Source organism: Lyngbya sp. CCY1209 (assembly GCF_055795065.1).
Genome location: NZ_JAYFER010000667.1, coordinates 1 through 17798, shown reverse-complemented (window position 1 = coordinate 17798; position 17798 = coordinate 1). Strand labels below are relative to the sequence as shown.

The following is a 17798-nucleotide window of genomic DNA, read 5'->3' as shown; positions in this document are numbered from 1 at the left end:
ATGCCCCGGAATTAGAAACTGAAACAATTGAAAATGATGAATTGTTAATTGTTAATTGTTAATGATTAATGATTAATTGAACCCCCCGATTCCCTGGTCTTCGACGATCGCCTCCACCGCGTCGGATTTGCAGATCTCGTAAACCCCGGCGACGGTTATTTCCACCGGAATCGTCCCCAGCAGGCTGGGGTTCTCGTCGAGAATCTGGCCGCCGTGGCGTTCCACAATCGGACGGATGCGATCGAGGGACGCTTCCGCCGCCGCCTTTACCGCTTCGATGCGATCCTTTCGCTCCTCCGGCGTGAGGCGTTCTTGGCGATCGCGATCGCCCTTCGGAACCCGCAGAAAAACGAGCACGCGGATTCGATCCCGGGAATTGAGATTCGCCAGACGGGCGGCAAATTCGGGGCTGATCTTCAATGGAGAGTCCTCATTGCGAACGAGTTGGGTGGGGTGGGGCGGGTCGGGTGCGGGGAAGGCAAAAGGCTGAAGGGCCAGCAACAAAAGAAAACCAATTTTTCTCATTCTTTATTCCCCCCCATTCTCCTCTCTTCCCCTAATACCGACTCCCGACTTCCGACTCCCGATTATTTCAGGGCTTTCAACGCCTCCAGCGGCCGGATCGACCCCCACCCCCAGCGGTTGTCAGGGCGCATCTGTTCCCCGCCGGGATGGTGGGCGGTTTCGCGCAGGGCTTCCACGATCTTCGTCACCGGGACATCGGGTTTGGCTGACAGCAGCAGCGCCACCACACCGGCGACGTGGGGGGTCGCCATCGAAGTCCCGTCCATATAAGTGTACTCGAAAGTCCCGTTGGGCTGCTTGGTGGGGGGGATGGCGGAAAACACCTGGGCACCCGGCGCCACCACGTCCGGCTTCGTCACCAGGCGGTTGGGGGCATCTCCGGGAAACACCAGACTCGCGCCACTGCTGAAGAAGGTGATGCCCAGGTCGGATTCGGAAAGTTTTTCCATCGCCCCGACGGAAAAGGCGTTGTAGGCATTTCCGGGGGAGCTGGTGTTGCCGTGGTTTTCGTTGCCGATCGCCACCACGGGCAGGACGTCATACTGGTTGATCAGGATATCGAAAATTTGGGCGAACAGGGGTTCGTAGTAGCTCAACCCCAGGGACATATTGATGATGTCGGCCTGGTTCTCGATCGCCCAGGACATCCCCTCGACCAGAGTCCGCAGGGTGGCGTCGCCGATCAACACCCCCCCCGCCAACAGGTCTGCCTCCGGCGCCACGCCGATGGAAACGCCGCTTTCGGTTTTGCCCCCCGCAATCGTGCCGCAGACGTGGGTGCCGTGCTGTCCGCCGTCAAAGGTCGGGGAAGCCGTGATCCGCCGCCCCAACGGGTCAATGACCATAAATCCCTTCACCCGTCCTTTGAGTGCCGGGTGGTCGCCGTGGACTCCCGTATCTAAGACGGCTACGGTCGCTCCCTTGCCTTTGGTGTGTTCCCACAGTTTGGGAATTTCCAACACTTCCAAGCCCCAGGTCAGTTTGTTCTTTTGTTCCCGAGCCTGCAATTCCGCGTAATCGATCGCCCGGGGTTCGATCAATTTGATCTTTTGGTTGGGGAGAACCGCCACCACCCCTTCCTGTTCCGCCAACGCCGGCAGGCTGTCGCGGGTGACTTCCACGTTGGCCACGGGCAGGGCGCCGGACCCGATCGCGGAGACGTTGAAAGATTGACCCGTGGCACTTTGGTAGCTGGCCGCCAGTTGGCCGACCGCCGCCTGGTGACTTTTGGCGGCTTGATTCAAGGCTTCCAAACGTTGCTGGCCGCCCCGGGGCCAATTCGCCGCGGGGGCCTGTCCTTGGTAAATGACGATCGCATCCTGTTTGCTGTCCGGGTCGGTTCCGGCGAAAAAGGGGATAAAGGCGGGGGAAATTTGGTTGTTGCCGATCATATACTTTGACTTTCCTCTGATTTGCTCCGTCTTCTCGGGGACTGATGGGAGGTTCCGGCTCAGTTTACTGACTCTCGGACGCTCGGGGCAAAGGGTTGTATCCTCTCCGGGTTGAGAGTCCTCATCGGATGGAAAATGGATAATTGACAATTAACGCTCCACTGTTCCTTCCCCGCAGATGGACGATAGTTTCTCCGGGTTGACAGTCCTCCTTTTCGCCGGGGGTGCGATCGCTTCCGGGCAAATTATTGGAGTTTCGGACATCGGAATTGAGGCAACCCTATAAGGTTGCCCCCACAGGAAAGAGGCAGAGGAAGCGGAGGGGGGCAGAGGAGGCTCCAGGAGGCAGGAAAGCCAAGATTGAAAGAATCTAAAATCTAAAATCTAAAATTCCCGACTCCCGATTCCCGATTCCCGATTCCCGATTCCCCATTCCCTAACCGACGGTGGCGATGCAGTCGATTTCCACCAGGACATCTTTGGGAAGGCGGGCGACTTCGACGCAGGCTCGGGCCGGGGCGTTGTCGGGGTCGAAGAATTTGGCGTAGATCTCGTTGACGGTGGCGAAATCGTTCATGTCTTTCAGGAAAATGGTGGTTTTGACCACCTCGGACCAACTGGTTTTGGCTTCGTCGAGGATGGCTTCCAGGTTGGCCATCACCTGTTCGGTCTGTTTGCAGATGTCGCCGGTGCCGACGAGTTGGTTGGTTTGGGGGTCGATCGCGATCTGGCCGGAAACGAACATCGTGCCGTTGACGATGACGGCCTGATTGTAGGGTCCGACGGGGGCGGGGGCGCGATCGGTGCGGATGATTTGGCGTGTCATGGGTTTTACTTTGCCTGATAGAATGGGATAGTTTTCGATTTCGTCGATCTCCCCGTCCGGCAACACGGCGCCGATGGTGATGGCGTCCTCGATGTTGGCTTTGTAGAGGTTGGCCTCCGTCAGGTCGGCCCCGATCAGGTTGGCCCCGGCGAGGTCGGCCCCCATCAGGTTCGTCCGGTAGAGGTGGGCGATGCGGAGGTTCGCCCCCTTCAGGCAGGCGTCTCGGAGGATGGCGTCCTCCAGGTTGGCGCGGTTCAGGTTGGCCCCGGCGAGGTTGAGGGTGGCGAGGTTGACGCCCTTCAGGTTCCCCTGCTGGAGTTTGATCCCCTCGAAGTCGGCGCCGAGGAGTTTGGCGTTGCACAGGTTGGCTTGGCTGAGGTCGGCCCCCACCAATTTCGCCCGACACAGGTTCGCATCCAGCAGGTTGGCTTTGGATAGCTTCGCCCGGGTCAGGTCGGCTTCCATCAGGTTCGCCCCGCACAGGTTCGTTTCGCTCAGGTCGGCCTCCTCCAGGCGGGCACGGCTGAGGTTGGCGACCACCTGATCGTACCAGGTGAGGGTGGCGGCGCTCAGGTCGGCTCGGCTGAGGTCGGCGCCGATGAGGTTGGCCGCGTCGAGGTCGGCGTTTTGCAGTCGGGCCGAGCGCAGGTTGGCGTCGCTGAGGTGGGCCCCGGTGAGGTGGGCGCCGGTGAGGCTGGCCCCGGACAGGTCGGCGCCGTGGAGTCGGGCCCGGCCGAGGTCGGCGTTGTTGAGGTTGGCTTCGGTCAAAATGGCCTGCCGCAGGTCGCAGCGCACGTCCGCCGCACTGAGGCGCGATCGCGTCAGGTTGGCCCGGGTCAATTTGGCTTCGCTCAGGTTGGCTTCGGTGAGATCGGCGCCTTCGAGGTTGATTTCCGTTAGGTCTTCTCCCCGCAGGTTGGCCCCGCTCAGTTCGGCCCCCTCGAAGTTGCGTTCTCCCTTTGAGTATCGGTTCAGTAGTTCCCGCTCGTCCATCGTCTGCGACTCCTTCGCCCATCTCTCCGCGTTGTCGCGGATTGCTGACATTTTACACGGTCGCCACGCACTCGATCTGGATGCGGACATTTTGGGGCAGTTGGGAGACGGCGACGCAAGTACAGATGGGGAGATTTCCCTCGGGAAAATATTGGGAGTAGACGGAATTCATGCGATCGCACTCATTCAAGTCTATCATAAAAATCGTCGTTTTCACCACGTCCGTCCAACCCGCACCGGCGGCGGTCAAAATAGCCGTGAGATTGTCCATCACCTGCCGGGTTTGTTCGGTTATTTCATCTTCGCATAAAATGGCGTTTACTGTCGGTGCGATCGCGATTTGTCCCGCCACATAAAGCGAACCGTTGACGATAACCGCTTGGTGAGGACTGTTGGGAGATTTGGGGGCGTTTTCCGTGTCGATGAATTCCACCTGAGTCGATTTTGGTGTGGATTCAAAAACAAAATATCCTTCGGGGTCATACACTTCACCATCCGGCATAATAGCACCAATAATTTTAGCTTCTTCATAATTCGACGCATAAAGATTAGCATCGGTCAAGTTTGCGCCAACAAAGCTCACACTTTTAAGTTTAGACCTCATAATATTTGCGTTTTTGAGGTTGGCTTGCTTGAAGTTGGCTTCCTTTAGACAAGCATCTTGAAAATTACTGCTTTCAAGATTTGCCATTTTGAAGTTACATCTTGTTAAATTAGAAGAATTGAAATTTATATAGTTAGCACTGACTTGACTAAAATTACATTCTTGCAGATCTAGCGAGGAAAAGTTTTGATGTGAAATGCCGACTTTATAAAAGTCAACTTTATTCATTTTTGCATTTTCAAAATTACAGTCTATCAATCTATGTGATTCTCTAAATTTTGCATTTGTTAATTCTGCTCCTTGAAAATTAACTGCCTTGAACCATGATTTTGTTAATTTAGCTTCTTTTAAATCTGCATTAATAAAACTGACAACTTCAAATTGTGATTCACAAAAGTTACAATTCTTTAGATTCGCATTGTTGAAGGTCATGCTTGTAAATTTACAGTTTCTCAAATCAGAACCTTCTAAGTTAATATCGCTTAAATCATGTCCCTTAATCGTTATACCGGACAAATCGACTCCTGCAAAGTCGCGCTCTCCTTCTTTATATCTGTCGATTAATTCTTGAGGTTCCATCTTTTGTGACTCCTGTTGATAGTGATAAATGGGTCAAAATGAGAATAGCGAGATGTTTCAAACCGCCGCCACGCACTCGATCTGAATGCGGACATTTTGGGGCAGTTGGGAAACAGCCACGCAGATACACACCGACTTCTCGATCGCAATTCAGACAGCCGGAATGGGGAGACAGGCAGGATGCCTGTTCTACGCGGTAATCTCAGTGTACACCTGGGGCGATCGCGGCAATGTTAAAAATCGTGACAATCACACTGTAAATAGGCTCCCCTCTCCCCAAAGTTGGGAGAGGGGTTGGGGGTGAGGGCGAGAAGGATTGGGCGATCGCGTCTGTCGGAAAAAATCACATTGTAGGGGCGAATGGCATTCGCCCTCTTCTCGGATGTCGGAAAAAATCAAATGGTCCCACGGCGATCGCCCCCTTCTCGGATGTCGGAAAAAATCAAATGGTCGCGCGGCGATCGCCCCCTTCTCGGATGTCGGAAAAAATCAAATGGTCGCGCGGCGATCGCCCCCTTCTCGGATGTCGGGCGGGGCGTTCACTCACCATCGAGAGGGCGCAAACCTTGCGCCCCTACAAGATGGGATTCGGCTTCGCGATTCTCCTCAAAATCAATCTTCGATCGCCCTCAATAAATCGCCGCGAATCCACCCCTGACGATCGCTCTCGGGGACGATAACTTTGTACCAGATATACCCGTCGTCTTCGTTGTCGATGCGATCGATCACGTCCACCTTTGTACCCCGAGTCAACTTGGCGATCGAACCCGTGTTCAACGTTGGACGCCTGCGAACATTAACGCGATTTGCGGTAACTTTTGCATTCGCCCTCGGATAAAAATCGGCGCCGCGCAACTCGTCCGAATCGAAATTTTTATTCAAATCCGGCGGCGGGCCTTTCTCCGAACCCGGATTTCCCACCCCCGACTCGACGAGAGCACGTTCCCGAACCGTCCGTTCCGTCTCGACTGGTGGCCGTCGCGCAAAATACAGTGCGATCGCCCCCAAACCCACCAAAATCACACCCAGAACTATCCGCTTCACCTTCATCGCTTCCCGCCTTTTCACTTTTCTCCGCTCCCGCTTGACTGAAAAAAACCACTCGTTCCAACTCACCGCTATGATATGAAGTCTGAGGACTTGAATGCATACGGAATTTGGAAATGGCTCAGAATGAAACGCGCAACGAATTAGAAGTTCGCGCCAAAAAAGTGGACGACCTGCGATCGCTCGGCATCGAACCCTACCCCAGCGAGGCTTTCAAGCGATCGCACCGGGCCCAGCAGATCCACGACCGCTTCTCCGAACCCGGACGCGAACTCGCCAACGGAGAAACCGACCCCGAAGAACTCCCCCTGCGCGTCTGCGGCCGCATCACCTTCAAGCGAGACAGCGGCAGCATCGGCTTTATCGGCCTAACGGACGCCTCCGGAACCATCCAACTGAAAATCGAGAAAAAGCTCGTCAAAGGCGACCCGGGACTGAGTTTCAACCAGATCAAAAAACTCCTCGACATCGGCGATTTCGTCGGCGTGGAGGGGATCGGCTGCCGCACCAACCGGGGGGAACTCTCCGTCCAAGTCTCCCGCCTCGACGTCCTCTCCAAAGCGACGATACCGTTTCCAGATTCCTACTACGGCATCAACGACCCCGAACTCTGCCGCCGCCACCGGGAAATCGACCTGGTGAGCAACGCGGCTTCCTTGCAGCGGTTCAAACTCCGCAGCCGCATCCTCCGCAGCATCCGCACTTACCTCTGGAATGCCGGATTTGACGAGATCGAAACCCCCGTTTTACAAGTGATTTACGGCGGTGCGGCGGCGCGGCCGTTCATCACCCACCACAACACCCTCGACATCGATTTATACCTCCGCATCGCGACGGAATTGTTTTTAAAACGGGCCGTCTGCGGTGGCATGGAGCGGGTCTTTGAAATCGGCCGGGTGTTCCGAAATGAGGGGATCGACAGCACCCACAACCCCGAATTTACCTCCATCGAAGTGTACCAAGCCTACGCGGATTATTTCGAGATCATGGTGTTGGTGGAAGACCTGATCTGTGCGGTGGCGGCGGACGTTTTGGGGGATAAAACTGAAATTGAATACCAGGGAGATACCATCAGTCTCGATCGCAAATACGACTACAGCGACACCCACCCCAGCCTCACCGGAAAGCACTGGCGGATCAAAACGATGGTGGAGGCTGTCCGGGACGAAACGGGGTTGGATTTTGATACGTTGAACCTCACGGAAGCGAAGGAAAAGGCGGAGGAAATTGGGGTGCGGCTGACGGATTTGAATACCCAAAGTTTGGGGTATTTGCTGTACGCGGTTTTCGATCAAAAGGTGGAATCGACGCTGATGGAGCCGACGTTCGTGATCGATTTCCCGGTGGAAGTCAGTCCCCTGGCGAAGCGCCACCGTTCCAAGCCGGGATTTGTAGAACGGTTTGAATTGTTCATCCACGGCACGGAATATTCTAACGGGTTTTCGGAGTTGAATGATCCGGTGGATCAGCGCAAGCGGTTTGAGGAACAGTTGGCGCAAAAAACGGCCGGGGATGACGAGGCACACCCGATGGATGAGGATTTCATTCAGGCGCTCTCTTTGGGGATGCCGAACTGCGGTGGCATGGGGATCGGCGTCGATCGCCTGGTGATGTTTTTGACGGACACCCAGAGCATCCGGGACGCGATTTTGTTCCCGACGATGCGATCGTCCATGCTGGAGAGTTAGGCGGTTTAAATCCCCCTCCGATTTAATCGGCGATCGCCCCCGGGTTCGATAGGGGACATTCCAACTCCCGGGGCAGGGAAATGACGAAAGTTGTCCCCTTGTCCGGTTCGGAAATACATTCCAAGGTTCCCCCGTGTTTTTCGACCACAATTTGATGGGTGATGGAGAGTCCCAAACCCGTCCCCTGCCCCACCGGTTTGGTGGTGAAAAAGGGGTCGAAAATCTGGTTCCGGATCGATTCCGGGATTCCCGGCCCGTTGTCGGCGATCGCGATCGAAATGCAGTCTGGTTCTCCCTTCGTCGCCTTTTTAACTGCGGTGTGAATCGTAATCCGGCGGGGGTGCTCTCGCCCGTCGAGGGCATCGATCGCGTTGGCGAGAAGGTTCATAAACACCTGGTTGAGTTGGCTGGGATAACACTCAACCAGCGGCAATTCTCCGTAATCCCGGATGATTTCGATTTCCGCTCCGGACTGCATCTGCAATTTGCCCTGGAGAATCAACAAGGTGCTTTCGATCCCCTCGTGCAGGTCCACCGCCTTGCAGTTGGCTTCGTCGAGGCGAGAAAAGTTCCGCAACGAGGCGACGATCTCGCGGATGCGGGCGGTTCCCAACTGCATTGACTCCAGGGCTTTCGGCACGTCCTCGAACATAAAATCGAGGTCAATTTCCGCCGCGAAATCCGCAATTTCTCGACTCGGATCGGGATAGGTTTTCGTGTAAAGCTGGATCAGATGCATCAAATCTTCCATCGAAGTCTGGAAGTGCATCAAATTTCCATAAATAAAAGAAAGGGGGTTGTTGATCTCGTGGGCGACCCCGGCGACCATCTGTCCCAAACCCGACATTTTCTCAGCTTGAATCAGTTGGGTTTGAGTGCGTTTGAGTTGTTGCAGGGCATTTTCCAAATCCACCGCCCGCTGTCGCTGCCGAATCTGTTCCATCCGCAGGGCCACTTCCATCGATTTCCGCTCGCTGATGTCCCGGACGATCGCCAATACTTCGCCCTCGCCGTCGGGGACGTAGCGGGCTTCGTAATGGCGATATCGGCCCTCGACGGACAGGACATATTCCCCCTGCTGGGGGGTCCCCGTTTTCAGAACGTGGGTCAGATAATGGCGGGTCCAGGCCGCCAAATCTTCGCAAAAAACCGCATCGATCGCCCGCCCGACCATCTCCGCAGAGGCCGGAAAATCGGAGGACTGTTTGGGGGGAAAATAGTCGAGGATCTTACCCTCGGAATCGAGGCGGAAAATCAGGTCGGGGATGGCTTCGATGAGGCTGCGATTTTTCGCCTCGCTGTGGCGGAGCGCCGCTTCCATCTGCTTGCGTTCGGTGATGTCACTTTCGACGGCGATAAACTGGGTCAAATTGCCCGAGCGGTCGAAAATGGGGGTGATGGCGATCGCCAGCCAGTAGGGTTCCCCGTCGCGGCGATAGTTGAGAATTTCGCCCCGGTAAGGCTGGCGGGATCGCAGGGTTTTTCGCAGTTCCTCCACCGTCCGGGGATCGGTTTGGGTCCCCTGCAAAAATGAACCGGGTTTGCAGCCCTTCACCTCGTTCAAATAATATCCGGTAATTCGCACGAATCCCCGGTTCACCCACTCGATGCGGCCGTCGCAGTCGCAGATGATCACGGCGTTGTCCGTCTGGCTGGCCACCCAAGACAGTTGCGTCAATTTTTGTTCCGTCCACTGCCGCGACCGCCGTTCATCGGCGACGACCCAGTAGCGGCGGGAGAGCGATCCGGGCGGGGAATCGGACGGGACGACGGTGATGTCGAGCCAAAGGTGCTGCCCTTGGGGGGTGTGGTGCTGAATTTCTCCGCACCAAACGCCGCCCCCCCGGACGACGGACCACAACTCCTCCCAAAAGTCGGGGGAGTAGTAGGGGGAGTCGAACAGGGGGTGGGGGCGGTCGAGAACCTGTTCCTCGGAAGTCCCCCACATCCGCAGGAAGGGGGCGTTGGCCTCCAGGACGGTGCCCCCCTCGTCGATCAGGGTGGCGGGGGTGGTGCGGTCGAGGAGAAATTTCAACTCGGCCACTCGTTGCTGCGTCTGGCGGAGTTGGGTTTTGACTTGGTGCAATTCGGCGATCGCCTGCTGGTCGGCTAAACCCAAATTGTTGATATGGTTGGTCGGAAGTCTTTCTGCGCTCATATTGTCATTGCGTCGGAAGGGTCGAATTTTTGATGAGAAATTGTTTGAACGTTTCGGCCGGGACGGGTTTGGCTAACCAAAATCCTTGGGCCCGGTCGCACCCCCACCGCCGCAGTTGGGACAGTTGTTCGGGGGTTTCGATGCCTTCGGCGATCGTTGTCATCTCCAGGGTTTGGGCGAGGTTGACGATCGCCTGGGCGATTTTGGACCGATTGTCAGATGCACCGATGCCTTGAATGAAAGAGCGGTCGATTTTGAGGGTGTCGATGGGAAAGCGGGACAGGCGGCTGAGGGAGGAATGTCCGGTGCCGAAGTCGTCGATGCAGAGTTGGATGCCCAGGTCTTTGATTTGCTTGAGGGTGGTGACGGCGATTTCGGCGTCCGAGGCGATCGCGCTTTCGGTGAGTTCAAATTTGACCGCTTCCGGGGGACAGCCCGTGGTTTCCAACAGCCCCCGCACGGTTTCGACGATCTGGGGATGGTTGAGCTGTTGGGTGGCGAGATTGACGCTCACGAAGGGGGCGGAGGCGGGGGCCAGCGCCCGCCACTGCCGGACCTCCAGACAGGCCTGCCGGAGCACCCACTCCCCGAGGGCGGAAATCAACCCCGTTTCCTCGGCGACGGGGATGAATTGGCTGGGGGAGATGAAACCTCGGGTCGGGTGCTGCCACCGCACCAGGGCTTCGGCACCGACGATGCGGCGGGTTTGCAGGCAGACGATGGGCTGGTAGTGCAGGCGCAATTCTTCCCGTTTGAGGGCGTAGCGCAAATCCGTCTCGATCTGCAACCGCCGCCGCACCTGTTCGTGCATGGTGCGGGTGAAAATGGCGTGACGCCCCTGTCCCTGACTTTTGGCGCGGTACATGGCGGTGTCGGCATCCCGCAACAGGTCTTCGTGGCTCTCGTAGCCCATGCTGCTGAGGGCGATGCCGATGCTCAGGGTGGTGAGGACTTCTGGGTTGGGGTGGCCGAGCAAAATTGGTTGTTGGACTTGCTTTCGGATCTCCTCGGTGAGTTGGGAAACCTGGGATAAATCTTCGATGTTGTCGAGGAGGACGGCGAATTCGTCGCCCCCCCAGCGGGCAGCCAGATCCTGCGGTCGGATGCTATTTTGCAGGCGCTGGCCCACCGCCGTCAACAGTTGGTCGCCGGCTTGGTGTCCGAAGCTGTCGTTGATCAGTTTGAAGTGGTCGAGGTCGATGAATAGGACGGCAAATAAATAGTCTTGAGAGTGTTTGGCCCGCTCCACCGCATTCTGCAATTGGGTCATGAAGTGGGCGCGGTTGTAGAGGCCGGTGAGGCTGTCGTGTCGGGCCTCGTAAATCAGGCGGGCTTCTTCTTGTTTGCGCCCGGTGATATCTCGCTGGATGGCGACGTAGTGGGTGATCTGTTTGCGATCGTTGTAGATGGGTTCGATGTGCCATTCGTTGACGAATTCTGTCCCGTCTTTGCGGTAATTGATGGCCTCGCCGTAAAATACCCGGCCAGCCTTGAGATCCGCTTTCATCCGCTCCAACGCGGCGCGATCGGTTTTTTCCCCCTGTAAAATCCGGGGGGTTTGGCCGAGGGCGTCTTCGCTCCGGTATCCCGTCATCCGGGTGAACGCCCGATTGACGAAGACGATTTCTGGCCCCGGAAATTCCAGGTTGCTGCTGGTGATCACTACCGAGTCTTCGGCAAAACACACGGCGGCGGCGAGTAATTTCAACTGTTCCACCATCGGTTGATTTAACCCACTTATGGAATTCTCTTCTGGGAGTGAGTGGGTGGGGGCTAAATTTCTGTTGTCCATACCGAGCGAAGCTGTCAACTCCCTCGCACGTCCATTCCAATCATTCATGGCTATTTGGAGTGTCATAAGGCACCAAGGTAATTTCGACTCATCATGAAAACAACCCTGTAACGTGTCTCAATTGAGTTGAAGCACAGCCGGCGAAGGCGTGGCACTTGCTGAGACCCTGTGAAACGCATTATAAACTATATTAAAAAAAAATTAAGATATTTCCGATCGTGTCGGCTGATGTGGTATTCTTCTGACAAATTATAGTGACTGGCGATCGCCCTGGGCATCCGTCCCGCGATTGATGTGGCTTGCGGGTTCCCGTGGTAAGCTCCGATCGCTTCACCTGCGGTTTTTCCCTCCTCTTAACGCCCCATTACCTCTAGACTAGGATGCAGTACCAGTTTTGGAGGGTCGTCTTTGACTGAGAACAACCAAGCATCCGCTTCCCTGGCTACCCTGTCGCGCAAAGAACTGAGGGAATTGGTCCGATCGCAACTCCAGGTACTGCTCGAACGCGGAGACTTGCAGGCGGCCAAGGCTATCCTCGTCCCCGTCCAGCCCGCCGACATCGCCGAAGCGATCGAAGGACTGCCGGAAACCATGCAGGTGATCGCCTTCCGCCTGCTGTCCAAAGATGAGGCGATCGAAGTGTACGAACACCTCGACTCCAGCGTTCAGCAGTCCCTGTGCGAAAAATTCAAGCGCCAGGAAGTCATCGATATCGTCGATAAAATGTCCCCGGACGATCGCGCCAAACTCTTCGACGAACTCCCCGCCACCGTCGTCCGGCGGTTGGTGTCCCAACTCAGTCCCAGCGAACGCCAAGCCACCGCCCTCCTCCTCGGCTACGAAGCGGACACCGCCGGCCGGATCATGACGCCGGAGTATATCTCCCTGAAGGAATACTACACCGTCGGTCAGAGCTTGGAGCGGATTCGCAGTTTGGCTAACGTCACCGAAACCATTTATTCTCTCTATGTGACGGACTCCGATCGCAAGCTGACGGGTATTCTCTCTTTGCGAGATTTAGTGACAGCCCAGCTCGATCAGACCGTCGGTGACATTCTCAACCGAGATTTCGTCTGCGTCCAAACCGACACCGACCAAGAGGAAGTCGCCCGCATCATCCAGCGCTACGACTTTCTAGCCGTCCCGGTGGTGGACAGCGAACATCGGCTGGTGGGGATCATCACCGTCGATGACGTGTTGGATATTTTACAGCAGGAAACCACGGAAGATATCTACGCTTTGGGGGGGGTTCAAGCCGAGGGGGACAATTATTTCCAGGCGAGTTTGCTCACCGTGGCCCGCCGCCGGGTGGTGTGGCTGCTGGTGTTGCTGCTGACCAACAGCGTCACGGGGTCGATTTTGAAAACCCAACAGGATCTGTTGCAACAGGTCGTCGCCCTGTCCTTCTTCATCCCCCTGCTGACGGGGACGGGGGGGAACGTCGGCGCCCAGTCCTCGACGGTGGTAATTCGCGGGATGAATACGGACGAAATTCGCACGTTGGGCCCCTGGCAGGTGATCTCGCGGGAGGCGATGGCGGGGGCGCTGCTGGGGTCGATTTTGGGCGTTCTGGCAACGATTTGGGCGAATTTATTCGTGGTGCAGGGTCAACTGTCGGTGGCGATCGCCGTCGGGATCTCTCTGTTGGCGATTTCTATTTTGGCATCGGTGGCGGGTTCGGCCCTGCCGTTTTTGTTCCGATCGCTCAAATTAGATCCGGCCCTGATGTCGGCGCCGTTCATCACCACGGCGGTGGACGTTTTGGGGGTGCTGATCTATTTCAATTTAGCCCGATTTATTTTGCGAATTTAGGTCGGGTGTGGGGTGTAGGGTGTAGGGAGAAAAGAGAAGCGAGAAAAGAGAAGTGAGAAGTCAGATATTTCTCACTCCTCAACTCAGGGAGAATCTAAAATCTAAAATCTAAAATCTAAAATTTTCAATTATGCTCAATTATCGCAATGTAATCGAACGAGCTGAATCTCTCTGTTTTGCCCTCTTGGTGGCGGGTGTCGTGGCGAGCGTGGGGGGCTTTTCTACCCTTTATGCGGCGGTTCCGCTGTTGATTTTGCTGGCGTTGAATTGGGCGAACCGCTATTTGTTGAAACGGGATTTGCGATCGCACTCCGCAGGTGTGAAAGCCGAGGTCGATCGCAATTCCGCGGCGATCGAACAGTTGCACCGGGTTCTGGAGGCTAACACCGTTTCGGCGAATTTGAATCAGTTGCAATCTGCCGCCAACGTGGATGCGGCGGGGCTGACCGAAAATTTGGGGGTATTAAATACCAACCTGCAAACGATCCTGGAACGCCAAAACGCCCTAGAACAGGCGATCGACGCCATTCAGGGCGAGTTGGAATTGGTGGTGAACAAGTTTCAGCAGCGGCCCGAGTTGGAACAGGTGGAAAATTTGACCCATGTGATCGTCGATTTGCAGCAGTTCATCAACCAACTGCCCCAGTGGGGGACCCTGCAACAGCAGCAGTTGAACGAATTGCAGGCCCAGGTGAAACAGGTGGTCGATCGCGTCTCGGCGGAGATGGATGATTTACCCCGCCGGGTGGATGTGGCCGTCAGCGATCGCCTCGACAACCCCAACTCGGAGGGGGGTTAGGATTTGATATGCTTGATCAACAATTGCGCGATCGCCTGCAATTGTTGTTTGTTGAAGGTTTTCAGCAGGACTTTCACCACCTCCTTGGGATCGGCGGGGATGGTGATTTCCTGGGCGGCGGCGGGGGCGGCGGGGGCACCGGAGGCTAATTTCACGAGGGCATCGCTGGGGGCGATCGCATTTCCTTTCCCGGCTTCGAGGAGTTTCGCCCCCTGCTGCAAATCCTTGATGACGCTACTGGCCAGGATCGGGAACGGGGCCTTCGGGTTCGCGATCGCGCCGTGGGCCGTTTTCACCAAATTTTGCCACGGTTCCACCCCCGGGGCGACTTTGGCCAGGTGGGGACACAATCCGGCGATTTGCTTCCGCAGGGCCGGAGATGGGGGCTTTTTGAACGCCTGCAACATCGGTTTGAGCACCTTCGTCACCTGGGCGACGGCTTTGGGAACGGGTTTGCCCCCTGCTGCTGCGGGTTTGGCGGCGGGGGCGGCTTTGCCGCTCATCAAGTCGGCGAGGTGCTTTTCGAGTTGATCGTAGAGGGGAAGGGACGCCGCCACGATTTTTTCCCCCGTTTCCACGGACAGTCCGGCCGGACTTTGGGCGCGGTGAACCAGGTTTTTGATCACTTCGTAGCCCTTGTTGGACAAAAAGATCGCCCGGTCGTCGGCCTTGATGGGGGTATCTTTGACGGATTTGAAACAGTCTTCGAGGCGCTTCGAGACTTTGTTGATGCTGGCTAAACTCGGCATCTGTTGGGTCAACATCGCCGATGCCCCCTTGATGGAGTGGGCGGCTCGATACATGGCGATCATCTGTTCGCGATCAGAATCTGCCATGATGGCGGGCAGATCTTCCAACCCCGTGCGGAGTTCTTCGAGGCGTTCTCCGGCCTCCTCCATGAAGATGGCGATAATTTTCTGGTCCTGGCTGGTCGGCACGGCTGTCCTCCTATCGACAATTCAACGCCGAGCGTGGTCTGAGCCGTGCTGCCGCCCCGCCGGTCGATGACTCACCCTGGAGTCCCAATCCGCTGCGAGACAACGCGACTCATCACTCACAACTTTAACCTAACTGTGGGTGATTTGTTCTGCGATCGCGCGATCGCGCCGAGTTCGCGGGTCCGAGGGGCGATCGGCCATCGAGTCCCCGATGATGTTCGGATCAGATTCGCGATCGTCGATTATCTCATTTTTTGGGAGAGGGGGTTGAGAGGATTCACCACAGAGGCACAGAGAACACGGAGAGGGGGGCGGGGTCAGGAAATTAGGGGGCGATCGTTATATTCTTGACCGAGTTTTTCTAAGACTTGAATAAACTCTTGCCTTTGGGATTCGTCCAAAATATTAGATAAGTCGATCAAATTCTCTAATTTATTTCGAGAGTTGCTGACATCCATCGCGGTCAAGACTGTTTGATTGAAGGTATCATCCAACTTTTGATAAGACAGAGAAAGACTTTGTTCAAATGGAACTTTCCAAATGATTCTCTTGTCTGTCAAAGCAATTCCCGATTTTCCATCATCCCAAATACTCGTATCTATCAATGCAATAACTTTTTCATTCCAATCAAGAACCAGCCATTTCTTGAGTGCATTATGCAACTTGTCGAGGGGAATATAGGGTGCTGCGAAGCCTTCCTCATAAGAATATGAGGGACGAATATTTTTGGCAACAAAATCGGCAAAAGAACCGGGGGAGGGTTCTGCTGTCAAAGTGTAGATTCTGGTTTCCAACTGTTCCAAGAACCCTTGTTCTCGTTTTTTATTGCTTTTTAAGAAAGACCAAATCAAGTAAGCTGCACCTGATGCGACTAAAGCCGTTCCCCCCGTGACGACGCTCACCCCTCCCAAAGCTGCAAGCATCGTGCTGATAGCAGCGGCACCCGAGAGGCTACCGGCGACACCCAAAGCACTCGCCGCCGTCCATGCGGTTAAAAGGGCCGTGGCTCCGACAATTGTTCCGCCACCAATGGCAATACCCAGGTTTTTTTGATCTTCCGCATCCATCTGGCTGGCGACAGCCAACGAAATAATTCCCGCCGCACCAATTAAAGCCGCTCCTCCCGTTGCCACAGCCAAGCCACCCAACATTCCGAATCCCCCAGAGGCGACTGAGCCACCCCCCAACCATGCCAATGTCGCATTCGTTGCCGCCGCTCCGGATAAGGTACTAATCGAAACACCCGTTCCCGCTTCAACTCCCAATTGTGCAAGTAATCGTGTGGTTTGGGGAACAACCCTACCTCCGTTCTCCTTCGCCGTTTCGAGTAACTCCTGAAATTCGTCTTTTTGCTGTGCAAGTTGATTGATATTTTCTTCTAGTTTTTGTTCTTCATCCAAATTTTTCTTGCGAGCTTCCTGATAGACAACTTTGGCATTGAGTGGCAAGTTGTCATTTTTTAAAATGTACGGATCGAGTTGTTTCTTTAATGTGCTGGCATCGGAACTGCTCGTCCCATCCCTGACTTCTCGGTAAAGCGATAAGTATTGATCTTTTTGTTGATTCGTCAATCTAGAATCGCCATTAATTTGCTCGACAATTAAGTAATCGACTGTTGCCGCTCTGGACACTGCGCTACCCAAAACATAGCTTTGCTTGATTGAATCGGTCAGGCTTGAACTCAGTACAATTGAATCGAGTTGGGTTAAAACTTTAAAATCGGGGATGGGTTGACCGGCTTTTACCAGTTCAAATGTCCCCCTCAACTGTGTTTTTTCTGAACCCGAAAGCGTGGATTGCTGCAATGCTTCTTCTAAGACCTTTTTAATTCCAACCAAACGGGTGTTATTGCTGGCTAATTCATAGCGATCGCGTATTTCTTCATCCAATCTAGAGCTGGAGACGATATAATCCAGCAATTCGAGTGCTTCCACTTCTTCGATGAATTTACAATCTTCAATGCTTTCATATACATCTTTACATTTGGTTTGACTGGCTTCTGATATCAACTGAGCATTCTCTATTTCGTCATAAATTTGAAGACCAATTCTCGTTTGCAAGTCATAGAGCGTGTGAAGTTCAAATTCAGCATCATTACCATCTTGTCCGATACCGGCAACAGAAATCATTGAGTTTTCCCGGCTACGGGTAGGAATTGACAAATCATAAGATTCACCGGAATATAAAGTGACGCTTTGCTTCCCACCCCTTCGGGCGATGCTGCGGGGAACAACGACCACATACTTTTCTATATTTTGCGGGATTCCATAACCGCTGCTGTAATTGGAATCAGCCCTTGCAGGTGGAGCCAATAATAAGTCTTTCGTCAGGAAACCGGCGGTGGCGAGGGTCAAGCCAAGACAAAACTGACGGCGATTAAGAGGGTCAGCCATAACTCAAAAATCTGTAGAGTATTCTTTTTAGTTTAACCCTACCAAACCCCTCTCTGTCTAGACAAGAGATTGTTACATTTTTTTACAGTCCTTCAGTTGGCAGTCGGAACCCAAGCACTGAACCAACAATATCGGTGGGGGCAGGCGTCCCCGCCTGCCGGAATGAAAAATATCGGCGCCTGCCGGAATGAAAAATATCGGCGCCTGCCGGAATGAAAGATATCCCCACCTGCCTCAATCAAGAATATCGGTG

At 54.9% G+C, this 17798-nt stretch carries 12 protein-coding genes; 3 read left to right on the top strand and 9 right to left on the bottom strand.

Annotation, left to right across the window (positions count from 1 at the left end):
- Window positions 1–72: 72 nt before the first annotated feature.
- The 5 genes from AC0QHF_RS27690 to AC0QHF_RS27670 form a co-directional block, all read right to left on the bottom strand.
- Window positions 73–525 carry a DNA primase gene (locus AC0QHF_RS27690; protein WP_324707512.1) on the bottom strand — a complete coding sequence of 151 codons (453 nt, stop codon included), beginning with the start codon at window positions 523–525 and terminating at the stop codon, window positions 73–75.
- A gap of 62 nt (window positions 526–587) precedes the next feature.
- Window positions 588–1916, bottom strand: a complete 1329-nt coding sequence (locus AC0QHF_RS27685; RefSeq protein WP_324707511.1) for a S8 family serine peptidase — start codon at window positions 1914–1916, stop codon at window positions 588–590.
- A gap of 436 nt (window positions 1917–2352) precedes the next feature.
- On the bottom strand, window positions 2353–3786 hold the full coding sequence (locus AC0QHF_RS27680) for a Rid family detoxifying hydrolase (RefSeq protein ID WP_324707510.1): 1434 nt from the start codon (window positions 3784–3786) through the stop codon (window positions 2353–2355).
- A gap of 1 nt (window position 3787) precedes the next feature.
- Window positions 3788–4918 carry a Rid family detoxifying hydrolase gene (locus AC0QHF_RS27675; protein WP_324707509.1) on the bottom strand — a complete coding sequence of 377 codons (1131 nt, stop codon included), beginning with the start codon at window positions 4916–4918 and terminating at the stop codon, window positions 3788–3790.
- A gap of 612 nt (window positions 4919–5530) precedes the next feature.
- Window positions 5531–5986, bottom strand: a complete 456-nt coding sequence (locus AC0QHF_RS27670) for an SH3 domain-containing protein (protein WP_324707508.1) — start codon at window positions 5984–5986, stop codon at window positions 5531–5533.
- A 95-nt stretch (window positions 5987–6081) separates the two neighbouring features.
- Here AC0QHF_RS27670 and lysS point away from each other — a divergent pair, with 95 nt between their 5' ends.
- Complete coding sequence (gene lysS / locus AC0QHF_RS27665) at window positions 6082–7653, top strand: lysine--tRNA ligase (RefSeq protein WP_324707507.1); 1572 nt, start codon at window positions 6082–6084, stop codon at window positions 7651–7653.
- A gap of 22 nt (window positions 7654–7675) precedes the next feature.
- On the opposite strand, the gene AC0QHF_RS27660 is transcribed toward lysS, so the two are convergent.
- Together AC0QHF_RS27660 and AC0QHF_RS27655 are read right to left on the bottom strand one after the other, a co-directional pair.
- Window positions 7676–9811, bottom strand: coding sequence for a PAS domain S-box protein (locus AC0QHF_RS27660; protein WP_324707506.1), 2136 nt, complete (start codon window positions 9809–9811; stop codon window positions 7676–7678).
- Window positions 9812–9815: 4 nt separating this feature from the next.
- The gene (locus AC0QHF_RS27655; protein WP_324707505.1) at window positions 9816–11531 is read right to left on the bottom strand and encodes a putative bifunctional diguanylate cyclase/phosphodiesterase; all 1716 of its coding nucleotides are present in this window, start codon (window positions 11529–11531) and stop codon (window positions 9816–9818) included.
- A 480-nt stretch (window positions 11532–12011) separates the two neighbouring features.
- Between AC0QHF_RS27655 and mgtE the strand changes: the two genes are divergently transcribed.
- The gene (gene mgtE / locus AC0QHF_RS27650) at window positions 12012–13415 is read left to right on the top strand and encodes a magnesium transporter (protein WP_324707504.1); all 1404 of its coding nucleotides are present in this window, start codon (window positions 12012–12014) and stop codon (window positions 13413–13415) included.
- 130 nt (window positions 13416–13545) lie between these two features.
- Window positions 13546–14214, top strand: a complete 669-nt coding sequence (locus AC0QHF_RS27645; RefSeq protein WP_324707503.1) for a hypothetical protein — start codon at window positions 13546–13548, stop codon at window positions 14212–14214.
- Here AC0QHF_RS27645 and AC0QHF_RS27640 read toward each other — a convergent pair.
- Both AC0QHF_RS27640 and AC0QHF_RS27635 read right to left on the bottom strand, forming a co-directional pair.
- Window positions 14211–15152, bottom strand: a complete 942-nt coding sequence (locus tag AC0QHF_RS27640) for an Hpt domain-containing protein (protein ID WP_324707502.1) — start codon at window positions 15150–15152, stop codon at window positions 14211–14213. The genes AC0QHF_RS27645 and AC0QHF_RS27640 overlap by 4 nt on opposite strands.
- A 317-nt stretch (window positions 15153–15469) precedes the next feature.
- Window positions 15470–17545 carry a hypothetical protein gene (locus AC0QHF_RS27635; RefSeq protein WP_324707501.1) on the bottom strand — a complete coding sequence of 692 codons (2076 nt, stop codon included), beginning with the start codon at window positions 17543–17545 and terminating at the stop codon, window positions 15470–15472.
- Window positions 17546–17798: the final 253 nt, after the last annotated feature.

Coding starts and splice junctions, on each gene's coding strand:
- AC0QHF_RS27690 (WP_324707512.1), bottom strand. CDS start 525: ATGAGAAAAATTGGTTTTCTTTTGTTGCTGGCCCTTCAGCCTTTTGCC.
- AC0QHF_RS27685 (WP_324707511.1), bottom strand. CDS start 1,916: ATGATCGGCAACAACCAAATTTCCCCCGCCTTTATCCCCTTTTTCGCC.
- AC0QHF_RS27680 (WP_324707510.1), bottom strand. CDS start 3,786: ATGTCAGCAATCCGCGACAACGCGGAGAGATGGGCGAAGGAGTCGCAG.
- AC0QHF_RS27675 (WP_324707509.1), bottom strand. CDS start 4,918: ATGGAACCTCAAGAATTAATCGACAGATATAAAGAAGGAGAGCGCGAC.
- lysS (WP_324707507.1), top strand. CDS start 6,082: ATGGCTCAGAATGAAACGCGCAACGAATTAGAAGTTCGCGCCAAAAAA.
- AC0QHF_RS27660 (WP_324707506.1), bottom strand. CDS start 9,811: ATGAGCGCAGAAAGACTTCCGACCAACCATATCAACAATTTGGGTTTA.
- AC0QHF_RS27655 (WP_324707505.1), bottom strand. CDS start 11,531: ATGGTGGAACAGTTGAAATTACTCGCCGCCGCCGTGTGTTTTGCCGAA.
- AC0QHF_RS27645 (WP_324707503.1), top strand. CDS start 13,546: ATGCTCAATTATCGCAATGTAATCGAACGAGCTGAATCTCTCTGTTTT.
- AC0QHF_RS27635 (WP_324707501.1), bottom strand. CDS start 17,545: ATGGCTGACCCTCTTAATCGCCGTCAGTTTTGTCTTGGCTTGACCCTC.